Raw genomic sequence first — 22,401 nt, 5'->3', positions numbered from 1 at the left:
TCAGGGCGGCGCGCTGCGGCGCAGATTGCGCAGCACCGTGCCGAGGGCCGCCATCGCGGACTCGAGTTGGCGGTCCGACAGATACGGCGCGGGGCCGAATCGCAGGTATTCGCCGCGGAAGTCGGTGGCTACGCCGCGCTCGGCGAGGCCGTGATGCAGCTCCGCCGCGCGGGGAGTTCGCAATGCCAGAAAACCGCCGAACCGAGACCGTGCGGCGGTGCGGTCACGGGTGATCAGGTCGGGCGCAGCGTCCAGATCGTCGAACAGCCGGGCCAGTAATTCGTTCTGGTGCAGGGATATTCGGTGCAGGAACTCGGGTGTGAGGCCCTGCTCGGCGAAGAAGTCGAAGACGTGGCTCGCCCGGTAGTGACTGGTCGGGTCGTAGGTGGCGCCGGCGAAGCGGGCCGCGCCCGGCGCATAACTCACCTGTTGGTCCGCGCCCGGACCGGCCAGTTCCGTGAACTCCGCGAACCAGCCGGTGATGATCGGGCGCGCGGACAAGGCATGCGGCGGCAACCGCAGAAAGCAGTTGCCCTCCCCGAGTTGCAGGTATTTGTAACCGCCACCGACGACCCAGGCCGAGTCCAATCCCAGCCCCGGCACCGAGAACGGTGTCACGCCGAGCGCGTGGTAGGCATCGACCAGCAGTTCCACCCCGTGCCGAGCGCACGCGGTCCCGAGGTCGCCGAGTCCGGGCACGATTCGCGCGGTTTCGAACAGGACCGACGACACCAGCACCGCGCCGGTGCGATCGTCGATTGCTCCGGCCAGCCGTGCGGCAAGGGTGTCCACCGGATCCGGCGCCAGCCGGACCACCTCGATACCTTCCTCCGCCAGCCGGGCCAGTTGCCTGCGCACACTGTGGAATTCGCCCGCGGTGGTAACCAGCCGCGGACGCCTGCGCAGATCCACGCTGGACAGGAAGCGAACCACCAGCTCGTGGGTGTTGGCGCCGAGGGCGAGGTCCGCGGCCGGATCGTCGAGCATCCGGCGGAAACCGGCGCGCACCTGCTCGGCCTTGCCGAGGGCCCGCTCCCATTTGCCGTCCACCGCGTCGGCCGCGTCGTCGAACGCCTCCAGGTGACCGCGCAACGCGACATCGGGCCAAGCCTGATGTGAATGCCCGGTCAGCAGCAGCCGCTGGTCGACCCGGAACCGAGAATAATACGCGGACAGCGCATTTGGACTGGCACGCAGATCGTCGATAGTGGTCACAGTCGGCTCCGGACGGCCCACAGATCGCCGAACACCGGCTGGAAGAGGGTGCCGCGCAAGTAGTCCGCGCCCGAGGACCCACCCGTCCCCGGCTTGTCACCGATGGTGCGGCGCACCATCATCACGTGCCGGTACCGCCACTCCTGCAGTCCCTCATCCAGATCGACCAGCCGTTCGGCGACCTGTGCCGGGCCACCGTCATCGGTGTAAACGGTTAGCAGAATCTGCTGAATCTCCGGCGCCGGCGCGGCAGCGATACGCACGTCCCGCTCCAGCTGCTCGGCAGGTATCGGATAACCCTGCACGGCCAGGTAACGCAGGAAGGAGTCGTACAGCGAGGGCTGCGACATCGCAGTCAGAATCTGCTCCCGGTCCGCACCACCCTCGGGATAGTGCGCGAACGCCCCCTCGTCCCGCCGGCCCAGCACCGCCTCCAACTCGCGGAACTGCGCGGACTGGAAGCCGCTCGACGCCTCCAGCCGGACCCGGAAACTGGTGAACTGCCGCGGCGTCATCGTTTCCAGCACATCGATCTGCGCGACAACCACTTTGAGAATATTCAGCACTCGACGCAACGTATGCAGCGCATGAGCAGTGTTCCCAGCAGCCAGTTTCCTTTGCAGGTGCCCCAACTCATGCAGCAGCTGCTTGAACCACAGTTCGTAGACCTGATGGATGACGATGAACAGCATCTCATCGTGCTCGTCCGAGCGCGGATGCTGCGCGCCGAGCACCTCATCCAGCGCCAGATACGACCCGTAGGTCTGGGCGGGTGAGGGGGTCTCAACGCGATCAGAAGAGTGAGCAACCATGGTTCCGATTGTGCAGGGTCCGCTCGACGCAGCATGGCGGTACTTGCGAAGTGCCCCCAGTAGGAATCGAACCCACGACCCGCTGATTAAAAGTCAGCTGCTCTGCCAATTGAGCTATGGAGGCGTGCGCCCGGCAGGGATCGAACCTGCGACATCCGGTTTAAGAGACCGGAGCTCTACCAACTGAGCTACGAGCGCGAGACGGGATCAACCGTCGTGGTAGTACCCGCTGAGAGACTCGAACTCCCGTCTCCTCTTTGTAAGAGAGGCATTCTTCCCTTGAACTAAGCAGGCGTGACGCAGATCGGAATCGAACCGACGACCTCCTGAGTGAAAGTCAGGATGCCCGTACCAGCAGAGCAACTGCGCCGTAAGCGGATCGGGTGATCCACCAGTGGGGGCGGCAGGGATCGAACCTGCCATGCGCGAGCACCTGGGTTACAGCCAGGTTGAGCCACCAGGCTCATCGCCCCCTTGGGCAGAGCGACGGGACTCGAACCCGCTACGACCAGTTCCACAAACTGGTGCCGCGACCGCTTTGGCTTCGCTCTGCGTGGACTCGATCGGACTTGAACCGACAACCGACTGCGTGCAAAACAGTTGCTCTCCCGGTTGAGCTACGAGCCCGGGAATAAAGAAAATTGGCGCGTCGAATAAACGCTGCGGACAAAAAACAGGGCCGCTCCCACATTCTGTGGTGCGACCCTTGACGAGTTCTCAAACCCTCATCAAGGACCGATCGGATGCGCCGCATATTTCGCGACCGAGGCATGCTTCGAGCAGCCGCCGACCACATGCCGACTCACCTCGAATTCCCGATGCCCGATCATTTCCGATCCCTCCGTTGTTGTGTATCACCAAGATAGCAGCGGCCCCGCTCCCGCGAAACCTATTTATTTCGGTTACGTGCGGGGTGATACCGATCGTGGGTTGCTCGGTGCACTCTCATGGTGCGTCCTGTCGAGCAGGGTGAGTAGGTAGGTGTAGTGGTGGGCGGGGTCGGCGGTGGTGTCGGTGAACGACTGCAGTGGACTGTCCGTCACCCGGGCGGTGCCGAGCAGGTTTGTGGCGTCGGTGCGGTCGCAACTGTTGGGTGCGCGGGTGCCTTGGATCCGGTATACCGCAACCGATGTCGCTGATGGGTCGGTGTGCGTCCAGTGCAGGGTGATGCCGGCGGGATCGGCTCGGGCGGTGTGGAGGAAAGGTCGGTGCGGTGTGTTGTCTGTGGACCGGGGTGGTATCGGGACGAGCGCTGGTCGGCGGTAATGGGTGCTGGTCAGGATGTCCATGTGGGATAGCCGGTTGGCACGCATCGCTTTGGCGGAGAAGAAGACATCGCCACGCACCTGCGGCTGGGATCGGTTGCGGCTCAGGTGGTTCGACAGCTCTGCGGGGTCCATCCATGCAGAAGACTGGGTCGAAACGCCTACCTTGTAGTTGGCTTGCCCGATCAGCAGCGCGACATCGGTGCCGTCCACTTGGGATGCCCACCAGGAGACCAGCTCGCTGTAGTCCGCCGCGGGAAACCCCATGCTCCAATACAGCTGGGGCGCAATGTAGTCGAGCCAGCCCTCGCGCACCCACTTGCGGGTGTCGGCGCCGAGGTCGTCGTAGGACTGCACGCCGGCCGAGGTGCGCGAGCCGTCCGGGTCGGTCACGTTGTTGCGCCACACCCCGAACGGGCTGATGCCGAATTGCCTCTGCGGTCGCAGGTTTCGGATCTGCTGGGACAGCTCCGAGATCAGCAGGTCGACGTTATGGCGCCGCCAGTCGGCCTTGACGGGGAACTCGCTCGCCCCGTAGCGCTGGTAGGTCGCCTCGTCATCGAACTGCTGCCCGGCGACAGGGTAGGGGTAGAAGTAGTCGTCGAAGTGCACGCCGTCGATGTCGTATCGGCGCACCGCCTCCAGGATGACCTCCTGGCAGAACCGCCGGACTTGCGGGATTCCCGGGTTGTAGTACAGCTTTTCGTCGTAGGCCACGATCCAGTCGGGGTGCAGCCTGGCCGGATGCCCGGCGGCGAGCCGGCTCGGGTCGGTGTGCAGTGCCACCCGGTACGGGTTGAACCATGCGTGCAGGTCGAGGTCACGCCGGTGGGCTTCGGTGACCGCGAACGCCAGCGGATCGTAGCCGGGATCGCGGCCCGGCACGCCGGTCAGCCACTGTGACCACGGCTCCAGCGCCGAAGGCCAGAACACGTCGGCGGTCGGGCGCACCTGCAGGAAAACTGTGTTCAACCGCCTGCGCACCGCTTCGTCGAGCCAGCCGACCAGTTCGGCTTGCTGCTCGGCTGCGCTCAGGCCAGGGCGTGAGGGCCAGTCGATGTTCTCGACGCTGGCGATCCACTCCGCCCGCACCTGCCGCTTCGGCGTTGCCGGGTCCGGTGCCGCACATCCCGGAGCCGATGCCGTCGACGAGACCAGCGCGGCGGCAACGACCACAAACGCCATCGCGACCGCACCACCCCGACGAGCCGTCCTCATGGCGCGGACAGGGCGCATTTCCTTGCCTTTCACACGATGTGGCACCGGCCTGTCGCCAGCTTGGGCGTGCCGGTTGATGCCCGCATCTTCGGCAGATGGGGGTCAGGGCCTGTCCACTACCGCTGGACCATGTGCAGCGTCGCATTGTTCTGGATGTCGTAGTCCGACAGTGTGCGTCCGTCTTCCAGCTGCTTGCCTTTGTAGATAAGCCGCTGGGCGTCCGGAGAGATCCCGGTCTCGTCGGCGATCAAGGTCTTGACGTATTCGATCGTGTCATCGGGCTCAACGTGCAGTTGGAGAGGTTCCGGGCTGCCGTCGCCGACGAATTTGATCGTGATTGTCATATCCTGCGCCGCTACTAGCGCGGGTGATCTGGCGATATCGCCCTGGGACGGTGGTGCGGCTGCGACACTGCCGCATGCGGTGGAGACGCCGATGGTGGCCGCGATCAGTGCGATATGAATCCTTGGCATGACGGTACGTCCTCCTGTTGGGGTGCAACCGGGAACAACCTTCAACACAGAATCCTCCCAGCTCGCACCGCGCTGCCCGCGCTGCCACGCCGGTCGATGCGACCGGGGCTGCGTGCAAAGCCGTTGCTCTCCCGGTTGAGCTACGAGTCCCGGAAACGCCCGACCGCGTTCCAATATCGTTGCAGGTAGCCGACTTACAGCCCGCCACCTGTCGGACCCCGGCCCCATGATCATCCCCATGCCAGGCCTAGTTCACGACACCATCCGCGAGCTGTGCCGCAACAACCCACAGCTGGTCCTCGCGCTCCTCGGCGCGATGGGCGTCCCCACCCCAAACCACCCGACCGTCACCATCGCAGACAGCGACCTCAGCACCTGCGACCCACCGAAACCCAAGGAGTACCGCGCAGACCTCGTCGTGCTGCTCGCGTCGGAGGCCCAGCGCCTCGTCGCGATCATCGAGCCGCAGACAGCCGAGCCGAAGCCGCACAAGCGACGCAGTTGGCCGGCCTATGTGGTGAACGCCCACGCAACCCACCGCTGCGACGTTCACTTAATCGTGGTCGCGCGTAAGCACAGGGTGGCCCGTGCTTGCGCACGTCCCATCCACCTCGGCCACCGTGGTTTCACCCTCACCCCACATGTCATAGGTCCGGCCAACACCCCTGATCCCACGGATCCAGGCCTGGCTACCGCGAATCCGGAACTGGCCGTACTGGCTTGTCTGACAGGCGCACTCGACCTGAACGCTGCCGTCAACCAGCACCTCGTCTTGGCGGCGATAGCAAACCTCGATGAGGATCGGAAATGTCGCTACAATTCCGCCATACGCGAGGCATCCTCCCAGCACATCCAGAAAGCCTTGGAGGCACTCATGACCACCGTCTACCGCGACAAGTTCTACGAGAAGATCAGGGCAGAAGGCCGGGCTGAAGGCCGCGCTGAAGGTCGGGCTGAAGGTTTTGCCGAGGTGCTCCTAGAGGTTCTCGCGGCTCGCGGAATGTCGCTGTCGGACGAAATGCGAGAGCGCACATTGCACGCCGAAGAGGCTCAACTTCGCACTTGGACTGTCCGGGCGGCGACCGCTGATTCCGTCGATGAGATCTTCGGCGACTGACGACCTGTCGGCCCAGCCTCAGCGCGCTATCGCGACTGCCACACCATCGAGAATCAGATCCAGTCCGAAGTGGAAGTCGTCGCCGGTGGGATCGGTGGTCGGTGGTGGCGACTCGAACAGCCCGGAGGCGAACAGGGCGGCTGCGTCGGGAAAACGGTTGGGGTCGATCAGGGCTGACATTTGGCGGCCGTAGGTTTGTTCGTGCCGTGGCTGGGCGGTGCCGTCGGCCAGCCAGCCTTCGGCGAGTTGCTGTGCCAGCAGATCGGCGTGGCGGACGTAGCCGCTGACGACGGTGAGGGTGCCGAGTTTCGCGGCGGGGTCCAGGCCGGTGTCGCGCACGGCGCGCAGGCCCGCGTCGACCCAGGCGAGGAGGTGTGGGCCGCGCGGGGGGCCGGAGATCGGTAGGTGGGCGAGCCAGGGGCGGCGGCGGTGGACTGCCCATTGCGCGTGGGCCCATTGGCGCAGCATGGCGCGCCAATCGTTGTGTGGTGGTGGGTATTCCGGTGGGGGACCGAAGGCGAGGTCGCCCATCAGGGTGAGGAGTTCGTCCTTGGATCCGACGTGGCGGTAGAGCGACATGGGGGTGACGCCGAGTTCGGCGGCGAGTTTGGGGAGTGTGGCGCCCGGCAGGCCGTCGCGGTCGGCCAGTTCGATGGCGGTGCGCACAACCACGTCCACGTCGAGTGCGGCGGGCCGGCCGAGGCGGGAGCCTTTGGGTACGCGCCAGAGCCGGGCCAGATCGTCGGGGAGGTCGGCAATCACTGATCTCACTCTCCAGTCTGATGCGGCTTGTACACGCCAGGGTATAACACTTAAAGTATAAGACATATACTAATGGCCGCGGCAGCGGCCGTCTGGAGTGAAACCCGATGGACAGCACCATGATCCGCACAGTCATCGGCACCGCCGGGCTGATCGCCACCGCGCTCACGCTGGTCGAACTACCGCTCTACTTCCTCTACTCCGGCCCACCGCCGGACTGGAACGTCTTCACCCGCAGCCTGTTCGGTCTCACCGGCCTGACACTGTTCGTCGTCTTCATGTCCGGACTCCGCTATCTCGTGAAAGCCCATGCGCCGCAGTATGAATGGGCGGGCGGGCTGGTGACCGCGGCCGGCCTGATGTGGATCACCGTCTCGTTCGTCTCCACCGGCCTGGAGGTCGGCGCGGTGATCGAGGCCGCGGAGCCGATCGATCCGACCATCACCGTGACCGGCACCTACATCCTGTACGGCTCGATCTCGAAGCTGCTGATGGCACTGTTCCTGTGCGCCTTCGGTTTCGCGATGTCCAAGGCGCGACTGCTGCCGGACTGGACGGTGTGGTCGGCCTACCTCCTGGCCGCGGCGCAGCTGCTGTTCGTCCCGTCGCTGTTCTTCGGGAACAACCCCGCGAACTTCTACGCCGCCAACGGCTGGGGCACCACCGCCACCATGGGCGGCCTGATGATGCTGTGGCTCTTGGCGATCAGCATCGCCATGCTGCGCACCAGGCGCGCTGACGGGGTAGGCGTCCCGACGGTCACCTGATCCCGATCTGCAACTGCACCGCACCATCGGGACTGGTGGAATGCAGCGCCTGCGAGATCAGAGCCCCCAGATCGATGCGTGAGATCAGTCCGGGCAGCATCGCGAACAGCGGCTCGAACACCGGCAGCAGCTTGCGCAGCTCCGGCCCGAGCTTGTCCACCTTGCCGGCCACCTGATTGAGCAGCGGCACCAGCCCGGTCATTTCCTCGGTGTCGGTGAGGTAGTCGGCGGGGGTGTCACCGATCCGGATGATGCGCGCGATCGAGGCGGCGACCTCGGCGACGCGTGGCCCGAAATCGGCCCACGTGGCCGAGGCTCCGCTCAGCTGCTCGCCGCCCCACGCCATCTGCTCCGCCTCGGCCTGCATGTCGAGGAGCATCTTGCGAATCAGCTCGGTCCGGCTGAGCAGCGTCGCCGCCAGTAGATCGGTGGACCTGGACAGGTGCGGAATCACCGTTTCGGTGCCCGCGAGCCCGATGCTGAAATTCGCGACGATCGCGCTCAACGCCTTCGGATCCAGCTGCCGCAGCAACTCGGTCGCGGTCCGCGCGACATCGGGGATCGACACCGGTGCACTTATCACGGCGGCGTCGACGCGCTCCCCGTCGCGCAGAAACGGCCCGCCGCCCTGGGTGGGCCGGAACTCGACATACGGCTCGCCGAGACCGGACAGCGCCTCGATCCGCACCCTACTGGTCACCGGGACTCGGTAGTCGGCGTCGTAATCGAACGCGACCTCGATCCCGGCGCCGATGTGCTGGACGGTGGTGACCTTGCCGATCTCGATCCCCGAGAGCAGCACCTTCGAACGGGGCAGCAGCCCACCGGAATCCGGCACCACCATGGTCGCGGTCATCCGTTCGGCGAACCAGTCGACCTTGACCACGCCGAAGGTGAGATAGGCGGCGCCGACCACCAGGATCGTGCCGATCGCGAGCAGCGATACCAGGGATCCGAGCTGCCGGGTGCGCGCTTCGGAGACACTGTCGAAACTCATCGGACCACCCCGATCATCCTGAGCGTGTTGATGATCGCGGCGACCTGCTCGTCGGCGGCGACCGCGGGCGCACCCTCGACCTCGATCCGTCCGATAGCCACCTTCGGCCCGCGCTGCACGAACGGGATGATCTTGTCCCGGATCAGCGCCACCAGGCTGTGCAGGTTGGACGGCGCCGTCAGATCCAGCGGCCGATTCGAGTACAGCAGCGGGACAAGGGCTTTGGCTGCGGCATCGCTGGCCTCCAGCAGCGGCCCGAGCCATTCCACCGCATGTCCGACGATCCCGAGCCCGCCGATCACGCCCAGGGTCAGCACCAGAGATTTGGCATCGGCCGGAATCTCGATCGCGCCGCGCGCACTGAGCAATTCCCCGAGCTCGCGTGGATTGTCCAGGACCGCAGCGAGATCCTTCTCGATCGCGTCGAGGAATCGATCGACCGAATCCAGGTTCCCCGCAACGTCTTCCACGTCCCTGCCGAGCACGTCGAAGATCCGGGCGGTCTCGGCGGGTTGCTCCGGCAGCACCCGGTTCAGCCGGATGATCATGTCTTGCAGCTGCTGCACCGCCCCACCGCCGACAAAGGTGGACATGCCCGCGAGCAGGTCTTCGATCTGCAGCGCGGGCCGGGTCTGCGCGAGCGGGATGGTGCCGCCCGGCGGTATCGTCTTACCGAAACCGGTTGCGGGCGTGTTGAGTCCGATGAAGATGTCGCCGAGGATGGTGTTCTGCCGCAGCTGCACGGTGGTGTCGACGGGCAACTGGACCGAGTCGCTGATGGCGACGATCGCTTCGACCCGCCCGGGCTGCTCCGGTGCCGGGTCGACCACCCGGACTTCGCGCAGGGTCCCGATGTGGGCGCCGTTGGCGACGACCTTGGCCTGGGCGGGCAGGTTGAGGGCATGGGCCAGTTCGATATGCACCTGATAGGTCGGGCCGGAGACATTCGCGCCGGGCACCGGCACCTGGGAGGGGTCGAAGCCGCAGGCTGTAACCAGGAAGACGATGGCGACCGAAAGAATTGGCTTGCAGCGCATTACGCACCCGCCGATCCGAGCAGCAGCGGTACCAGGTTGGCATCGGTCCGGCATTTCCCTGGCACCAGCGCGTTGACGGCCGCGCAGATCTGATCGGCTTGTTCCTGCGGGAGCGCCACTTTCGGCGGTGCGTAGGTCAGCCGCGGTTTGCCGGTCACCGGGTCGAGCATCTGCGCGAAAGCGTCCACGATCGGCGGAATCATCGTGACGATCTGCTGTAACGTCGCCACGTTCGCCGCCAGCAGCCGCAGCCCGGGCAGCGCGCCGTCCAGCGCCCCGAGCAGCGGCCGCCCCCATTCCCTTGCCATCTCGTTGAACCACGGCAGGATCACCAGCAGCGAGTTGATCAGCCGCACCGCGGTATCCCACAGCTCGTTGATGAACGCGATACCGGTACCGGCGCGGGCCAGGACATCGGTGATCATGTCCCAGTTCATCGCGATGCTGTTGATCAGTCCCGAATACGAGTCGAGCAGCGATCCGATATGCCCGATGGCGGCGTCGGGTGCGCGCAGGGCTTGACCGAGGTCCTTGATCAGTTTGTTGAGCGCAGGCCCGGTGCCGGCGGTCGCGTGCTCGAAGGCGAGGACGCTGTCGTGGATGCGGGTCCTTTCGCCGGGCCGGGTGGCGCCGTTGAGCTGATCGGCGAGCTGCGAAAAGCCTTGCAGCGTCTGACTGATGCTCTTCGGCGTGAAGGTCTTGGTGATGCAGGTGCCGGGATCCCAGCGGTCCGCCGACATAGCATCGCCGAGCACCGCAAGGTTGCGGTCGGCGACTAGGCTGTCGGACACCGTGGTCGCGGTCACCTCACCGCGCAGCGCCCGTTCGGCTTCGAGCTGGAACTCGACCCGCACACCGGCGCCTTCGGGCCGGATGGTGTCCACGGTGCCGATCGGAATGCCCAGCATGGTGACGTGGTTGCCGGGGTAGAGCCCGACCGCGTCGGGCATCATCGCGCAGTAGGAAATGGTCTTCTTCATCGGATCGAACACGATCAGATACGCGATGATCGTGACGATCGATAACGCGAGCGCGCCCGCGACGGTGACGAATCCGGGTGCGCCGAGGATCCGCTTGATCATCTCAGCACCCCCGCCCCGGCACCGGCACGCATACGTTCAGCATCGAGTGATCGATGACGAGGCCCTCCTCGGAAGTGGTTGCCGCGACGAGCCGTTCGCGCAACTCCTTCCACGCGGGCAATGCCACATCCAGCTGGTTGCTCAGCTGCTCCAGTTGCGGCAGCAGTTCTCGCAGTTTGCTCGTCATCGGCTTCAAGATGTCCCGATAGGACGGTTCCAGCGCCGCGATCCGCGACAGCAGCTGCGCGGTAATGGTCAGTGCCACCTCGATCTCGGCACGCTTGTTCAGGCCGAGAATGAGTAGTATGCCGAGCTCCCGGACGAAGGTGCCGAGCAGTGACTTGTGGACATCGACGGCACCGAGGTATTCGTCCAGAACGGTCAGCGCTCGTGACACATCCTGATTCTGGCGCTGCAGAATGGTCACGAAACTCTGTGTGGCAGTGCCCATTTGACGTAACGCATCGGGACTGTTCTGGATCGACTCCTGCAGGGCGGCAAGATTGTTGCGCAGGGTGTCGCCATCCACCTCCGACACCGGAGCGGCCGCGTCCTGCAGCGTCTGCACCAGGCTGTAGGGCAGGCGCACCCGGTCGGGCGGAATCATCTTCTTGCCCAAGGGTTTGTCCCCGGCGGGGAAGACCGCCAGGTAATGCCCGCCGACGGCGGTGAGCATGCGAATCTCCAGGCTGGTGTCCGCGCCGAGAAACACCTCGCGGTCGACGGTGAACCGCATTCGCACCCGGTCGGGCAGCAACTCGAGCTCGGTCACCGACCCGACGGTGATCCCCGCGACCCGCACCTGCGCACCCTCCCGGATCGACTGCGCCTCGGAGAGCTCCGCGGTGTAGGTCGATTTACCAAGCGGCAGAACATAAATGACAGCCGTAGCGACCAGCAGCACCGCGACGAACGCAGCCCCGATGATGCCGAGCCGGAATTCCCGGCGGTGTGTCGCTGCTTCGTGCCGGTCCGGGGTGCGCGCCAGCGGCAACCAGCGTTCCATCGAGAAGAGCGTCATCCGTTGCATATCGCCACCCGCTGTCCGGCCACGAGCACCGAAAGCACTTGCGGCAGTTCGGCATTGCCTTTGGAACAGGTGAGACTGACCTGATTGGCGGCGGCATTCGCAGGCGGCAGGAGATTGCTCAGCGCTTGTAGCAGCCCCGGCAGCTTGCCGACCGCGTCGGCCGCGGCCTGCGGGTCGGGGAACAGCACAAGCAGGTCGTTGTAGACGTCCGGATTCTCGGGCTCGGTGAAACCGAGGGTGTCCATCAGCCGGTTCAACGGTCCGAGCCCGGTCGGGGCGACCGCGGCGAAGTCGAGCAGGCCGTCCAATTGCGCGCGGAAGGCGGTGACCACCTCGGCGATCCCTTCCAGCAGTGTCACCAGATGCGGTGACTTGCCGCCGATCTGGTTGGAGATGGTGTGCAGGTTGGCCACGATGGTTGAGATGACGGCCTGTCGATCGGTGGTGTAGCGGCTGAGTTTCTCGATCGCGTCCAGCGCCGGTCCGATGCCGGAGCCGTTGCCTTCGATGACCGCGAGCATGCTCTCGGTGAACTGGTTGAGCGCACCGGGGGAGAACTCCTGAATCACCGGCTGCAAACCGTTGAACAGCTGGGTGATGTCGAACGACGGCACCGTGTTCGCCGCGCCGATGGCCGCACCGCGCGGCAGCAGCAGCCCGGGCTTGTCGGGCTGGCGGACGTCGACATATCGCTGACCGGTCAGTGTTTGGTAGCGGATGGCGATCACGCTGGTGTCGTAGACGGGCCGCTCGTCCTGCACCGTGAACCGCACCTCGGCGCGGCTGCCGTTCAGCTCGATGGCGGTGACCTTCCCGACCCCCACGCCGAACATGCGCACGTCGTCACCGGTCTTCAGGCCGCTGGCGTCGGTGAATTCGGCCGTATAGGCGGAGGTTTCGCCGTCGATCGGCCGGGTGATCGCGTTCACGATGACCAGCAGCAGGGCGAGCATGGCCGCCGCGAACAGCGTCAGCCGCACCAGGATGGCTCGCAGGGACAGGGGTTTCATCGCGGCCCTCCCAGCGCGCTGTACCCCTGCTCGCCCAGCAGCGGGATAGCCAGGCCGGGCATTCCGCGCAGCGTCACCGCCACGTTCAGGGCCGGGCCGTCCGGGGTGTCGATGAACATGTGCTGCAGCCTGCGGACGATTTCGTCCATCTCGGCCTTGGATCGCCTCGGATCGGGCACCGTGGCCGCGACCGCGGCGACAACCGGTGTCAGCGCCGTGGTGTACCCGATGAAGTATTCCTCGGCCACCGCGCCGACATTGCCGATGGCGGGGAGGACGCCGGTGACGACCAGGTCGATGAACGCGTCGTAGCGCGGCCGGTCGGTGACGAAGATTTCGATATTCAGGATGGCGTTGACCAGCCGGAAAGTGGCGCCGGTGAACTCGCCCGCTCCGCCGAAGAACGCCGCGTACTGGTCGAGCAGATAGTCCGAGGGATACCGCTGGGTGTCGGCGACCGCGGTGCTCAGGGTGATGATGGCTTCGAACAGCGGTGTGAAGGAACGCAATTGGCTGCTGAACTTGTGGATCAGATCGCTCAGTTGCGGGGTGAGCACCTCGGTGGAGGTTTCGGTGAGTGCCTGCAGCAGTACGCCCATGGTGACGTCGTTGACCCTGGCGGCGTGACGGCCCGACAGATCGACCACCGAGCCGTCGCGCAGGGGAGCGCCGCCGGTGCCCGCGCGCAGGGCCACCGCGCTGATGCCGAAGAGGTTCTCCGGGGCGTAGTCGACACTCAACGCATCGGTGAGAGAGCCGGTTTGGGTGCGTTCCAGATCCAGCGTGATCAGCTGCTGCCCCGGCCCGGCCGGCGCGATCTCGGCGACCGACCCGACCATCACCCCGTCCAGGCGGACCCGGGTGCCGGGGATGACGCCCTGGCCGATCTGTTCGGTGCGCAGCTGTAGTCGCAGGACGCCGTCAGGTGCGTCGTCGAGCCCGGAGCGCCAGGTCAGGGCGGCGACGGCGGCCACGACCAGCGCGACCGCGCCGACCGTGCGGGCGCCGCGCCTGCCCATCGTCACACCGGGGATCGCGTAATTCGGCATGTGCGCTCACCCGGGGAATTCGATAGCGGAATTGATGCCCCACAGCGCGATGGTGAGCACCATGTCCAAGGCGATGATCGCGACGAAGCTGGCCCGCACCGCCCGGCCGGAAGCGATGCCGACGCCTTCGGGGCCACCGGAGGCGAAAAAGCCGTAGTAGCAATGGATCAGGATGACGGTGACGCCGAAGACCAGGATCTTCACCACCGCCGCGAACACGTCGTAGCCGCTGGTGAACTGGAAGAAGTAGTGGTCGTAGACCCCGCCCGCCTGCCCGTGCAGCAGCACGATCACCGTCGAGCAGGCCAGGTAGGACAGGATCAGCGCGATCAGGAAGGTCGGCACGATGGCGACCGCCCCGGCGATCACCCGGGTTGTCACCACGAACGGAATCGACCGCAGCCCAAGGGATTCGATGGCATCGATCTCCTCGGAGATGCGCATCGCCCCGATCTCGGCGGTCATCCGGCAGCCCGCCTGAGCCGCGAATCCGACCGCCGCGGCGATCGGCGCCAGTTCGCGGGTGTTGGCGAACGCCGACACCACGCCGGTGACGGGGCCGAGACCGATCAGGTCCAGCGCGGCGAAGGACTGGATGCCCACACCCGCGCCCATCGCGATGCCGAGCACGATGAGCATCGGCACCGTCCCGCCGCCGACGATGACCGAGCCGCGGCCCCAGGTCATGTCGGTAATCGTGCGCATGGTCTGCGCGCGATAGCGCTTGAGCGTCAACGGAATCGCCCACAGCGCCTGGAAGACGAAACCGAGCATGAATCCGGTGTTCTCGACCGGCTTCAACAGCCGATCCGGTTGGCGCGCAATGCGATAGGCCCAGCCGAGGCCCTTGGGAGCGTAAGCGGAAGACGGCATCACGCCACCCGTAGCGGCATGAACATGGTGACCACCTGGGTGATCACGAGATTCACCACGATGATCGAGGCCACCGAGATGACCACGGCCGCGTTCACCCCGTCGGCCACTCCGCGCGGCCCGCCCTTGGCTTCGAGGCCGCGCTGACAGGCCACGATCACCACCAGGAACCCGAACAGCATGGCCTTGGCGATGGAGATCCACACGTCGGCCACCACTGCGAAGGAGCCGAAGGTCGCCCAGTAGCTGCCGGGCGTCACGTTCTGCGCGCTGATCGCCACCGCGTACCCCGAGACCACGCCGACGAAGACGATGAGGATGTTCAGCAGCGGCGCCACCAGCAGCATCGCCGCCACCCGCGGAATCACCAGCCGGTGCACCGGTGAAATGCCCATCGTGCGCAACGCGTCGATCTCTTCGCGCACGGTGCGTGCTCCCAGATCGGCGGCGATCGCGGAAGCGCCCGCGCCACCGAGCAGCAGGCCCGTCGCGATCGGCGCGCCCTGCTGGATGACACCGAGTCCGCCCGCGGCGCCGATCATCGAGTCGGCGCCGAGCTGATGGATCAGATTGCCCACCTGCACCGAGACGACCACCCCGAACGGCACCGCCATCAGAATCGCCGGAATCGCGGTGACGGTGACGAGATACCAAGCCTGGCGCAGCATTTCGTGCCACTGGAAGCGCATCCCGATCAGATCGGCGACGCCCCCGCGCACCGATTCGATGCCCATGTCGACCGTGCGGCCGAACGTCCGAACGCCGGAAATCGCTGTGTCGGTCACGTTTCGGCGAACAATGTGGATGGCGGTCGCCGGGCCGCCGTCGTCCGGAACCATCGGGCCCCCTTCGTGAATTCTCCCTGACAATTGTGGCGAACCCCAGGGCCGGAGAAGCGGAAACGGCAAAGATCGGCGAGACCACAAAACAACGACGTCAATTTCGCGGCGAAACTGCCACGGAGCACGTAAAATTCGACAGATTTCCGGGTCTGTGTGACAGCCGCGAAAGGCTCGTTGCGTACACTGGCCCGGCCGGGTCGATCGAACCGGGGATTTCAAGAAAACGACCGACCATGATGGAGGAGCGGGTGTCGTCCACGCGCCGCGAGCACATCCTCGACGCGGCCCGCGAACTGATCGTCCGGGACGGCTACGCCAGCGTCAGCATGCACGCCATCGCCCGCGCCGCCGGTCTCACCCGCCCCGCCGTCTATGCCGAATTCAGCGACCGCGACGGCCTTTTCGACGCCCTGCTGGACCGGGAGGAGGAGCGGGCGCTGCTCATGGCCTCGGCGGCCATCCCGGAGGCCGAGCCCGGCGCCGACCCGGCCGAGATCGCGCTGCGCGCCACCGACATCTTCCTCGATGTCGTGCTCGAAGCCCCCGAAACCTGGCGGTTCGTGCTGATGCCCGGTGAGGGCATGCCGCGCGCAGCCTACGAGCGCGTCGCCGGCGGCCGTGCGGCGCTGCGTGTCCGGACCCAGGCCATGCTGGGGATTGTCGCGGCCATGGGGGACACCGAGATCGACGCCGAGTTGTTCAGTTACGCGGTGATCAGCGCCGCGGAAACCGCCGCCCGCCTGGTGCTGGCCGAGGACGGCCCGCAGCGCCGCGACGCGGTCGCGAGCACCCTGCACTGGCTGACCCGCCGCGCGGTCGCCTCGACCGGTCTCGGAAGGGGTTGAGCATGGCCAGGTCTCGGACCGAGGCGCCGCCACCCCGGCGCCGCTACGCCAAACGACTACTACCCGCCGACCGCCGCGAACAACTGCTCGACACCGCGCTGCGGATCGTCACCACCGCGGGGTTCGCCGAGGTCACCATTGCCGCGGTCGCCGAGCACGGGGGAGTCACCCGGCCGGTCGTCTACGACTCCTTCGGTAACCGTGACGAACTGCTGGCCGCGCTCATCGAACGCGAGACCTCCCGGATGCGCGCGGCGGTCGGCCGGGCACTGCTCGCCGAGCCCGAATCCGGTACGCGGGCAAGGGAAGTGCTACTCGCGGCGCTGGGGCGGTTCCTGTCCGATGTGCGCACCATGCCCGGCACCTGGCGGCTGGTGTACTTCCCGATCGACGGCGTTCCGCCGCTGTTGCGCGACCATATTCGCAAGGCGCGCAACGAATTCCGGGTGCCGTTGCGGCAGCTGCTGGGGGACTGGCTGGCCGGGCGTCCGCCGGGGGAACGGGCGGACGAGGTCGACCTGGACGTGTTCGTAGAGCTCGTGCAGGGTTGTCTGCAGACGCTGTCCCGTCGCGTCCTCGACGACCCGGAACAATTCGGTGTCGAACGGATCATCGCCGCGATCGATCTGATGCTCGGCGAATTACCCTGAGCGACAACGCCTGACGCGGCGACGCTGCCGACGGTGCGCACACACTGAACAATGCCGCTGCTGCCATTCTGTCCCAGACATGTCGAGCGTATCGCCGAGAACATTCAGGGGGCGGACGTGGCCTAGGGCAACGATTTGTTCGCAGTGCCCAGTCGCACCGTCCAGGCATTATGGCGGGTAACAATATTTCGGCATTCTGCCGACAGATCACCTGGTCGATTGATACATTTCGCCAAACAACACTGTAGCTTTGAGGACGAGCACCATATGTTCGACTGGGATATTCCGCGCAGCACTTCGAGTGTGCATGTACTCATCCGGCTGGCCGAGGAACGCGGCATGACGGTGGCGGAATGCCTGGAAGGCACCACGCTGGCACCCGGAACCGGGATTGACCCAGACGCTGAGATCACCGCTCGCCAGGAAGTCCAGGTGGTGCGTAATCTGCTCGCCCGGTTCGGCGATGAATCGGGGCTTGGCGTGGAAGCCGGTGGGCGCCACAATATTTCGCTGTACGGGCCGTGGGGACTGGCGCTGCTGTCCAGTCGCACGCTGCGTGAAGTGATCGATGTGGCGCTGCGGCATCTGGATCTGGGGTTCGCGTTCGGGCAGCTCACCTTCACCGAGCGCGACGGCGAAGGCCGATTCCTGTTGGACGGCAACGTGATTCCCGAGGACCTGCGCGCGTTCCTCGCCGAACGGGCGTTTGCCGGGATCCAGACGATCGGCCGGGAAGTGTTCTCCGTCGCGGTGCCGATCCACCGGGTCGGCTTCCGGCATGCCGCGCCGGCCGACACCTCCCGCTACCGCAAGACTTTCGGTGTCGAACCGGCCTTCGGGGCTCCCGCCAATGTGGTCGCCTTCGACGCCGCCTACCTGGACATGCCGCTGCCCCGCGCCAACGACCGGGCCCGCGGAACCTGCGAGCAGCTCTGTCGTGACCTGCTCGCGCGGCGGCGGACCCGCACCGGGGTGGCCGGATCGGTGCGGGACATGCTGGTGCGCAACCCGGGGGAGATCCCCGATCAGGCCACCGTCGCGGCCGGCCTGTTCATGAGCGCGCGCACCCTGTCGCGACGACTGAGCGAAGAGGGAACCTCGTTCCGGGCGCTCCTGGACGAGGTACGGCAGATGCTCTCCGAGGAACTGCTCGTGCACACCGATATGACCACCGAACAGGTCGCGGCCCGCCTCGGTTACGCCGAGGCGGCGTCGTTCATTCGCGCGTTCCGGCGTTGGAAGGGTTGTCCACCACAGGAATATCGTGCGCGTTCGGTGACTTCCGGGGCGCGGCTGGTCCCCGAGCTGGTCTGAGGGTTACCGTCGCGGCAAGCGCCAAGACCAGCAGTGCCGCGCAGACATAACTCGACACCTCGAGTCCGACGGTCATCGCCTCGCGGGCGGCGCCGGCCACCGCCGCTGTGCTGGGATCGGCCGCCAACGCGGGGATGACCGAACCGGCACTGTCGGTGACTGTTTCGCTGAGCTGCCCGGCATCCGGGCCGGAAAGTCCCCCTTGCTCGAGGCGATCGCGCAGACTGCCGGTGAGCGACGTGAAGTACAGCGTCGTGAGCAGCGCGATACCGAGCGCCGAGCCTAATTCGCGTGCCGCACTTTGGATCCCCGATCCCTGCCCAGCGCTCGCCGCGGGAATGTCGGCGAGAACGACATTGGTCACCTGGGCGGTGGCGAACCCGACGCCGATGCCATAGACGAACAGGGCGACAGCGATCCACCACCACGCACTGTCGGTCGCCGCGATAGCTCCGAGCAGGACGAGCCCGGCCGCTTCCAGTAGCAACCCGATCCGGACCTGCCCCAGCGCGGTCACCGAAGCGGCCATCGAGAAGCTTGCCCCGCTGGCGAAGAAGCTGCCCACCGCGAGCGCGCACAGCGCCAGACCCGCTTGCAGCGCACTGTAATCCAGCACGAACTGCAACCACAGCGGCAACACCGCGATGATCCCGAATTCGCCGAGGCCCACGACCAGCGTCACGACATTCCCGTTGCGGAACGAGGGAATGCTGAACAGGCGCACATCCATGAGCGGCTCAGCACCGGCCCGGCCGAGCGCTGCCTGCCGTCGCCAGAACCCGGCCAGCACCAGTGCGGACACCAGGAACAGCACGAACACGGGGGAGGGGCCGCTGCGCCAGGTGAATCCGCCGATGGCGAGCGGCTCGGTGGTCAGGAGCCACCCGTGGGTGCGCCCCTCGATCATCGTGTAGGCGAGCGCACCGAGCCCGACTGCCGACAGCGCCGCGCCCAGCATGTCGACCTGTCCGGGGATGCGCGGCGACTTCGGCAGGAAAATCAGCACCCCGGCCAGAATTACCGCCACCAGCGGCAGATTGACGCCGAACGCCCACCGCCAGGAGAAGTCCGCGAGCCACCCGCCGAGCAGTGGACCCACGGCCGCCGCCGCACCGATGGTCGAGCCCCAGATCGCGAACGCCTGGGCCCGCGCCTTGCCGGTGAACGTCGCGTTCACCAGCGCCAAGGAGGTCGGCAGGATCAGGGCCCCGCCGACGCCCTGCACGAATCGTGCCGCGATCAGTAGCTCCCCGTTCGGTGCGAGTGCGGCCAGCAAGCTGGTTGCGCCGAAAACGAGCAGTCCGACGAGAAAGAGCCGGCGCGCGCCATAGAGGTCCGACAATCGCCCGGCGAGCAACAGCAATGCCGCGAAGACGATCGCGTAGGACTCCTGAACCCATTGCGCCTGAACGGAATCGATCGACAGGTCCGCGATGATCGGCGCCAGGATGACATTGACGATCGTGATGTCCACGACGATCAGCGCCACGCCGAGTGACACCGCGACGATGCCCAGCCACTGCCGAGCGGGATGAGTTACTGCTGCACTATTCAATGTATCTCCATGGTGAAGTATCTTTGTGATGAAGATACATTGATAGGGCGGTAGGTTGTCAACCACGACCACCCACCGCGAGACCCCAGGGAGGCACTCGGATGGCGCAGCCGAAGACGCCGAACGCCGTTGCCGCACAACGAGAACGCCTCGGCGAACAACTCCGCGCCTACGGCTCGGCGTTCACCGAGCTCGGCCGCCGCTTCGCTGTCTCCCTCGGCGTCCACTCCACCGACGCGTTCGCTCTGCTCGAGATCTGCGCTGCCGAAGAGCGTGACGCCCCCTTGTCGCCGGCTCTCCTGAGCAAGCGCATCTCCCTCACCTCAGGCGCCATGACGGCCCTGCTGAACCGCCTCGAACAGGCCGGTTACCTCACCCGAACCCGCGAACATCGCGACCGGCGCATCGTTACTCTGCGCAGCAGCGGCGACGTGAAACAGCTGGCGGACAACTTCTTCGGCCCGCTGAACGCCCAGCAGGACGCAGTGCTTGGCCGCTACTCGGGGGAGGTGCTGGACCAGGTCGAAACGCTACTGTCCGAACTCCGCGCCAGTTTGGACGCCGGACTAGGGGATGGTGGCAGTCCGTAGCCCGCATCGCGCAGCCCGTAGCCCGTAGCGCAGGCCGCCACCCGGAATGCTTATCTGTGCCAAATGCTGGCGGCGGCGACCGCATCCCAGTCTGTAGATATGCGCATCCAAATATGAGTCCTGTTCAGAGCTCGTCGGATGCGCCGAACAAAAATGGCAGGGGAGGGCGGGCACAAAGATCGCGGTCGGCGATGTCGCGCCCGCACTCGCTCAGGCGCTGGCCTCCACGTCGACCGGCGGGGAACCGGTCACCCGCAGCGTCGACAGCGATTCGAAGCGGTAGTCCTTCAAGCTGAAATTGCGGCTGTCCCACCACGCGCTGACCGCCGAGGACGGGCGCAGCAGCGGAGTGTCTCCGTGCTTGTCGAAGTAGTAGCTGTTGGATCCGGCGCAGCTGTTGTAGAAAACGGTGTCGGAGGTGCGACTCAGTGCCCATCGGAAGTATCGGTCGTGCGCGTCTTGGCTGACCGCGATATAGGTCGCCTTCCGGCGCCGGGCAGACTCGATGCAGCGCAGCGCGTGCCGGGTCTGGTTTTCGATCAGCTGGAAGTAGGAGGCGCCGGTGAATCCGTACGGGCCGGTGATGGAGAACGCGTTCGGCATGAGCGGCAACGCGATTCCCTGATAGGCCTGGTATCGGTTCTGGTCCCACCATTGGCCGATCTCCACCCCACCGCGTCCGTAGACGGGGAATGGCGGGGTGTTTCCGCGCTCGAAGACCTTGAATCCGGTAGCCAGGATCAGGGTATCGATTTCGCGGCGGCACCCGTCGGCAGTCACGATGCCGTCGGTGGTGATCCGCTGAATGCTGTCGGTGACCAGCTCGACATTGTCGCGAGTGAAGGTGGCGTAATAGTCGTTGGAGAACGACGGGCGTTTGCATCCGAAGCCGTACTTCGGTGTCAGCTTCTCCCGCAGTTCCGGGTCGGGCACCTGCTTGTGCAAGTGGGCGATGCACGCCGACTCGATCTTCTCGACCAGCAATGGCACCTGCTTGTGGTGCACGATGCCCAGCGTCATCACCGCCTCGGTAGCGGCCGAAACCGCCATCCGGGCGCTCGATTGGGCTAAGGGCACCCACCGGAAGACCGCCTTCAGCAAATCCGGGATCAGCAGATCCGGTTTCGGACCGCACCAGATCGGGGTGCGCTGGTAAACATCGAGTCGCGCAACCGCTTTCGCGATTGCCGGGACCACCTGCACCGCGGTCGCGCCGGTGCCGATGACCGCGACTCGTTTGCCGTCCAGGTCGCAATCGTGATCCCAGCGGGCAGTGTGCATGGTCTTACCCGCGAAGTCCGAGACGCCGGGAATGTCAGGCAGTTTCGGCTGAGTCAGAGCGCCGACCCCCAGAATCAGATATCGCGTGGTGAGTATGCCGCCGCTGTCCAGCGACACCCGCCACAGATGCTGGTTCTCGTCGAACTCGCTGCCGGTCACCTTGGTGTTCAAGCGGATCTTCGACCGCAGCCGATACTTGTCAGCACAGTGGTCGGCGTAAGCCTTGAGTTCCTCGCCGGGCGCGTAGGCGCGCGACCAGTTCGGATTCTGCTCGAAGGAGAACGAATACATGAACGACGAAACATCCACGGCCACACCGGGATAGGTGTTGTCCCGCCAGGTGCCCCCGATATCCCCGGCCTGCTCCAGAATGATGAAATTATCGATACCGGCGTTACGGAGCCGGATCCCCATCCCGATCCCGCCGAACCCGGCGCCCACCACGAGCACTTCGTAGTCAGGACGTTCGCCACGTGTCTGGGTCTTCATGCCGTCACCACTTCGTCGTAGGGCTCGCTGCCCGGCAGGTCTCCGAAGCATCCCTAACCGGCTGCACTGATGTAAGGGTTCCGGCGTTCGGGTTTCGATACCCGATTCCTATGACGTTGTCAGTACTC

General features: G+C 65.8%; 21 protein-coding genes and 7 tRNA genes. 6 read left to right on the top strand and 22 right to left on the bottom strand.

Annotated features, from left to right (window positions below; all coding sequences use genetic code 11):
- From IBX22_RS01320 to IBX22_RS37220, 11 genes are all read right to left on the bottom strand, one after another.
- Positions 1–1,215, bottom strand: a complete 1,215-nt coding sequence (locus IBX22_RS01320; protein ID WP_194813543.1) for a kynureninase — start codon at positions 1,213–1,215, stop codon at positions 1–3.
- Positions 1,212–2,027, bottom strand: a complete 816-nt coding sequence (locus IBX22_RS01315; protein WP_194813542.1) for a tryptophan 2,3-dioxygenase — start codon at positions 2,025–2,027, stop codon at positions 1,212–1,214. The genes IBX22_RS01320 and IBX22_RS01315 overlap by 4 nt, the downstream gene beginning before the upstream one ends.
- 51 nt (positions 2,028–2,078) lie before the next feature.
- Positions 2,079–2,151, bottom strand: a tRNA-Lys gene (locus IBX22_RS01310).
- Position 2,152: 1 nt separating this feature from the next.
- A tRNA-Lys gene (locus IBX22_RS01305) sits at positions 2,153–2,225 on the bottom strand.
- Positions 2,226–2,250: 25 nt separating this feature from the next.
- Positions 2,251–2,321 (bottom strand) — tRNA-Val (locus tag IBX22_RS01300).
- A 1-nt stretch (position 2,322) separates the two neighbouring features.
- Positions 2,323–2,397, bottom strand: a tRNA-Glu gene (locus IBX22_RS01295).
- A gap of 25 nt (positions 2,398–2,422) precedes the next feature.
- A tRNA-Tyr gene (locus IBX22_RS01290) sits at positions 2,423–2,501 on the bottom strand.
- 1 nt (position 2,502) lies between these two features.
- Positions 2,503–2,579: transfer RNA gene (locus IBX22_RS01285), tRNA-His, on the bottom strand.
- Positions 2,580–2,581: 2 nt separating this feature from the next.
- Positions 2,582–2,654: transfer RNA gene (locus tag IBX22_RS01280), tRNA-Ala, on the bottom strand.
- Positions 2,655–2,929: 275 nt separating this feature from the next.
- A complete protein-coding gene (locus IBX22_RS01275) occupies positions 2,930–4,477 on the bottom strand; it encodes a glycoside hydrolase family 10 protein (RefSeq protein WP_228538124.1) in 1,548 nt (515 codons plus the stop codon).
- Between the two features lie 149 nt (positions 4,478–4,626).
- Entirely contained in the window at positions 4,627–5,028 is a 402-nt protein-coding gene (locus tag IBX22_RS37220; protein ID WP_228538123.1) for a ubiquitin-like protein, read from the bottom strand.
- Positions 5,029–5,209: 181 nt separating this feature from the next.
- On the opposite strand from IBX22_RS37220, the gene IBX22_RS01265 reads away from it, so the two are divergent.
- Entirely contained in the window at positions 5,210–6,100 is an 891-nt protein-coding gene (locus IBX22_RS01265; RefSeq protein WP_194813540.1) for a hypothetical protein, read from the top strand.
- Between the two features lie 18 nt (positions 6,101–6,118).
- Here IBX22_RS01265 and IBX22_RS01260 read toward each other — a convergent pair whose 3' ends face one another.
- Positions 6,119–6,862, bottom strand: a complete 744-nt coding sequence (locus tag IBX22_RS01260; protein WP_309234374.1) for a TetR/AcrR family transcriptional regulator — start codon at positions 6,860–6,862, stop codon at positions 6,119–6,121.
- A 107-nt stretch (positions 6,863–6,969) separates the two neighbouring features.
- Here IBX22_RS01260 and IBX22_RS01255 point away from each other — a divergent pair, with 107 nt between their 5' ends.
- A complete protein-coding gene (locus IBX22_RS01255; RefSeq protein ID WP_194813538.1) occupies positions 6,970–7,629 on the top strand; it encodes a hypothetical protein in 660 nt (219 codons plus the stop codon).
- Here the strand turns inward: IBX22_RS01255 and IBX22_RS01250 are convergent.
- From IBX22_RS01250 to IBX22_RS01215, 8 genes are read right to left on the bottom strand one after another with little or no spacing between them, the layout of a single operon-like run.
- Positions 7,622–8,626 (bottom strand): MlaD family protein, encoded by a 1,005-nt coding sequence (locus tag IBX22_RS01250; protein WP_194813537.1) that lies wholly within the window; start codon positions 8,624–8,626, stop codon positions 7,622–7,624. The genes IBX22_RS01255 and IBX22_RS01250 overlap by 8 nt on opposite strands.
- Complete coding sequence (locus IBX22_RS01245) at positions 8,623–9,663, bottom strand: MlaD family protein (protein WP_194813536.1); 1,041 nt, start codon at positions 9,661–9,663, stop codon at positions 8,623–8,625. The genes IBX22_RS01250 and IBX22_RS01245 overlap by 4 nt, the downstream gene beginning before the upstream one ends.
- Positions 9,663–10,745 (bottom strand): MlaD family protein, encoded by a 1,083-nt coding sequence (locus tag IBX22_RS01240; protein ID WP_194813535.1) that lies wholly within the window; start codon positions 10,743–10,745, stop codon positions 9,663–9,665. The genes IBX22_RS01245 and IBX22_RS01240 overlap by 1 nt, the downstream gene beginning before the upstream one ends.
- Before the next feature lies 1 nt (position 10,746).
- The gene (locus IBX22_RS01235; RefSeq protein ID WP_194813534.1) at positions 10,747–11,751 is read right to left on the bottom strand and encodes an MlaD family protein; all 1,005 of its coding nucleotides are present in this window, start codon (positions 11,749–11,751) and stop codon (positions 10,747–10,749) included.
- An 11-nt stretch (positions 11,752–11,762) separates the two neighbouring features.
- On the bottom strand, positions 11,763–12,785 hold the full coding sequence (locus tag IBX22_RS01230) for an MCE family protein (protein ID WP_309234373.1): 1,023 nt from the start codon (positions 12,783–12,785) through the stop codon (positions 11,763–11,765).
- Positions 12,782–13,834 (bottom strand): mammalian cell entry protein, encoded by a 1,053-nt coding sequence (locus tag IBX22_RS01225; RefSeq protein WP_194813533.1) that lies wholly within the window; start codon positions 13,832–13,834, stop codon positions 12,782–12,784. Before IBX22_RS01225 ends, IBX22_RS01230 begins: the two co-directional genes overlap by 4 nt.
- 6 nt (positions 13,835–13,840) lie before the next feature.
- A complete protein-coding gene (locus IBX22_RS01220; RefSeq protein ID WP_194813532.1) occupies positions 13,841–14,707 on the bottom strand; it encodes an ABC transporter permease in 867 nt (288 codons plus the stop codon).
- On the bottom strand, positions 14,707–15,546 hold the full coding sequence (locus IBX22_RS01215; RefSeq protein WP_194813531.1) for an ABC transporter permease: 840 nt from the start codon (positions 15,544–15,546) through the stop codon (positions 14,707–14,709). The genes IBX22_RS01220 and IBX22_RS01215 overlap by 1 nt, the downstream gene beginning before the upstream one ends.
- A gap of 251 nt (positions 15,547–15,797) precedes the next feature.
- Between IBX22_RS01215 and IBX22_RS01210 the strand changes: the two genes are divergently transcribed.
- The 3 genes from IBX22_RS01210 to IBX22_RS01200 all read left to right on the top strand — a co-directional run bounded on the left by IBX22_RS01210 (position 15,798) and on the right by IBX22_RS01200 (position 18,358).
- Positions 15,798–16,394 (top strand): TetR/AcrR family transcriptional regulator, encoded by a 597-nt coding sequence (locus tag IBX22_RS01210; protein WP_194813530.1) that lies wholly within the window; start codon positions 15,798–15,800, stop codon positions 16,392–16,394.
- 2 nt (positions 16,395–16,396) lie between these two features.
- Positions 16,397–17,044, top strand: coding sequence for a TetR/AcrR family transcriptional regulator (locus tag IBX22_RS01205; protein ID WP_194813529.1), 648 nt, complete (start codon positions 16,397–16,399; stop codon positions 17,042–17,044).
- A 267-nt stretch (positions 17,045–17,311) separates the two neighbouring features.
- Entirely contained in the window at positions 17,312–18,358 is a 1,047-nt protein-coding gene (locus tag IBX22_RS01200) for an AraC family transcriptional regulator (RefSeq protein ID WP_194813528.1), read from the top strand.
- Here IBX22_RS01200 and IBX22_RS01195 read toward each other — a convergent pair.
- Positions 18,261–19,913 (bottom strand): DHA2 family efflux MFS transporter permease subunit, encoded by a 1,653-nt coding sequence (locus IBX22_RS01195; protein WP_228538122.1) that lies wholly within the window; start codon positions 19,911–19,913, stop codon positions 18,261–18,263. The genes IBX22_RS01200 and IBX22_RS01195 overlap by 98 nt on opposite strands.
- Before the next feature lie 101 nt (positions 19,914–20,014).
- Here IBX22_RS01195 and IBX22_RS01190 point away from each other — a divergent pair, with 101 nt between their 5' ends.
- The gene (locus tag IBX22_RS01190; RefSeq protein ID WP_194813527.1) at positions 20,015–20,503 is read left to right on the top strand and encodes a MarR family winged helix-turn-helix transcriptional regulator; all 489 of its coding nucleotides are present in this window, start codon (positions 20,015–20,017) and stop codon (positions 20,501–20,503) included.
- A gap of 210 nt (positions 20,504–20,713) precedes the next feature.
- On the opposite strand, the gene IBX22_RS01185 is transcribed toward IBX22_RS01190, so the two are convergent.
- Complete coding sequence (locus IBX22_RS01185; RefSeq protein WP_194813526.1) at positions 20,714–22,273, bottom strand: NAD(P)/FAD-dependent oxidoreductase; 1,560 nt, start codon at positions 22,271–22,273, stop codon at positions 20,714–20,716.
- Between the last annotated feature and the right edge of the window lie 128 nt (positions 22,274–22,401).

Source organism: Nocardia sp. XZ_19_385, from assembly GCF_015355755.1.
Classification (GTDB): Bacteria; Actinomycetota; Actinomycetes; order Mycobacteriales; family Mycobacteriaceae; genus Nocardia.
This window is presented reverse-complemented; position numbering and strand designations above follow the sequence as displayed.

What these genes read in the sequence shown, in the direction of transcription:
- IBX22_RS01315 (WP_194813542.1), bottom strand. Translation starts at nt 2,027, where the DNA reads ATGGTTGCTCACTCTTCTGATCGCGTTGAGACCCCCTCACCCGCCCAG.
- IBX22_RS01275 (WP_228538124.1), bottom strand. Translation starts at nt 4,477, where the DNA reads ATGGCGTTTGTGGTCGTTGCCGCCGCGCTGGTCTCGTCGACGGCATCG.
- IBX22_RS01265 (WP_194813540.1), top strand. Translation starts at nt 5,210, where the DNA reads ATGATCATCCCCATGCCAGGCCTAGTTCACGACACCATCCGCGAGCTG.
- IBX22_RS01255 (WP_194813538.1), top strand. Translation starts at nt 6,970, where the DNA reads ATGGACAGCACCATGATCCGCACAGTCATCGGCACCGCCGGGCTGATC.
- IBX22_RS01250 (WP_194813537.1), bottom strand. Translation starts at nt 8,626, where the DNA reads ATGAGTTTCGACAGTGTCTCCGAAGCGCGCACCCGGCAGCTCGGATCC.
- IBX22_RS01245 (WP_194813536.1), bottom strand. Translation starts at nt 9,663, where the DNA reads ATGCGCTGCAAGCCAATTCTTTCGGTCGCCATCGTCTTCCTGGTTACA.
- IBX22_RS01240 (WP_194813535.1), bottom strand. Translation starts at nt 10,745, where the DNA reads ATGATCAAGCGGATCCTCGGCGCACCCGGATTCGTCACCGTCGCGGGC.
- IBX22_RS01235 (WP_194813534.1), bottom strand. Translation starts at nt 11,751, where the DNA reads ATGGAACGCTGGTTGCCGCTGGCGCGCACCCCGGACCGGCACGAAGCA.
- IBX22_RS01230 (WP_309234373.1), bottom strand. Translation starts at nt 12,785, where the DNA reads ATGAAACCCCTGTCCCTGCGAGCCATCCTGGTGCGGCTGACGCTGTTC.
- IBX22_RS01225 (WP_194813533.1), bottom strand. Translation starts at nt 13,834, where the DNA reads ATGCCGAATTACGCGATCCCCGGTGTGACGATGGGCAGGCGCGGCGCC.
- IBX22_RS01220 (WP_194813532.1), bottom strand. Translation starts at nt 14,707, where the DNA reads ATGCCGTCTTCCGCTTACGCTCCCAAGGGCCTCGGCTGGGCCTATCGC.
- IBX22_RS01215 (WP_194813531.1), bottom strand. Translation starts at nt 15,546, where the DNA reads ATGGTTCCGGACGACGGCGGCCCGGCGACCGCCATCCACATTGTTCGC.
- IBX22_RS01205 (WP_194813529.1), top strand. Translation starts at nt 16,397, where the DNA reads ATGGCCAGGTCTCGGACCGAGGCGCCGCCACCCCGGCGCCGCTACGCC.
- IBX22_RS01200 (WP_194813528.1), top strand. Translation starts at nt 17,312, where the DNA reads ATGTTCGACTGGGATATTCCGCGCAGCACTTCGAGTGTGCATGTACTC.
- IBX22_RS01190 (WP_194813527.1), top strand. Translation starts at nt 20,015, where the DNA reads ATGGCGCAGCCGAAGACGCCGAACGCCGTTGCCGCACAACGAGAACGC.
- IBX22_RS01185 (WP_194813526.1), bottom strand. Translation starts at nt 22,273, where the DNA reads ATGAAGACCCAGACACGTGGCGAACGTCCTGACTACGAAGTGCTCGTG.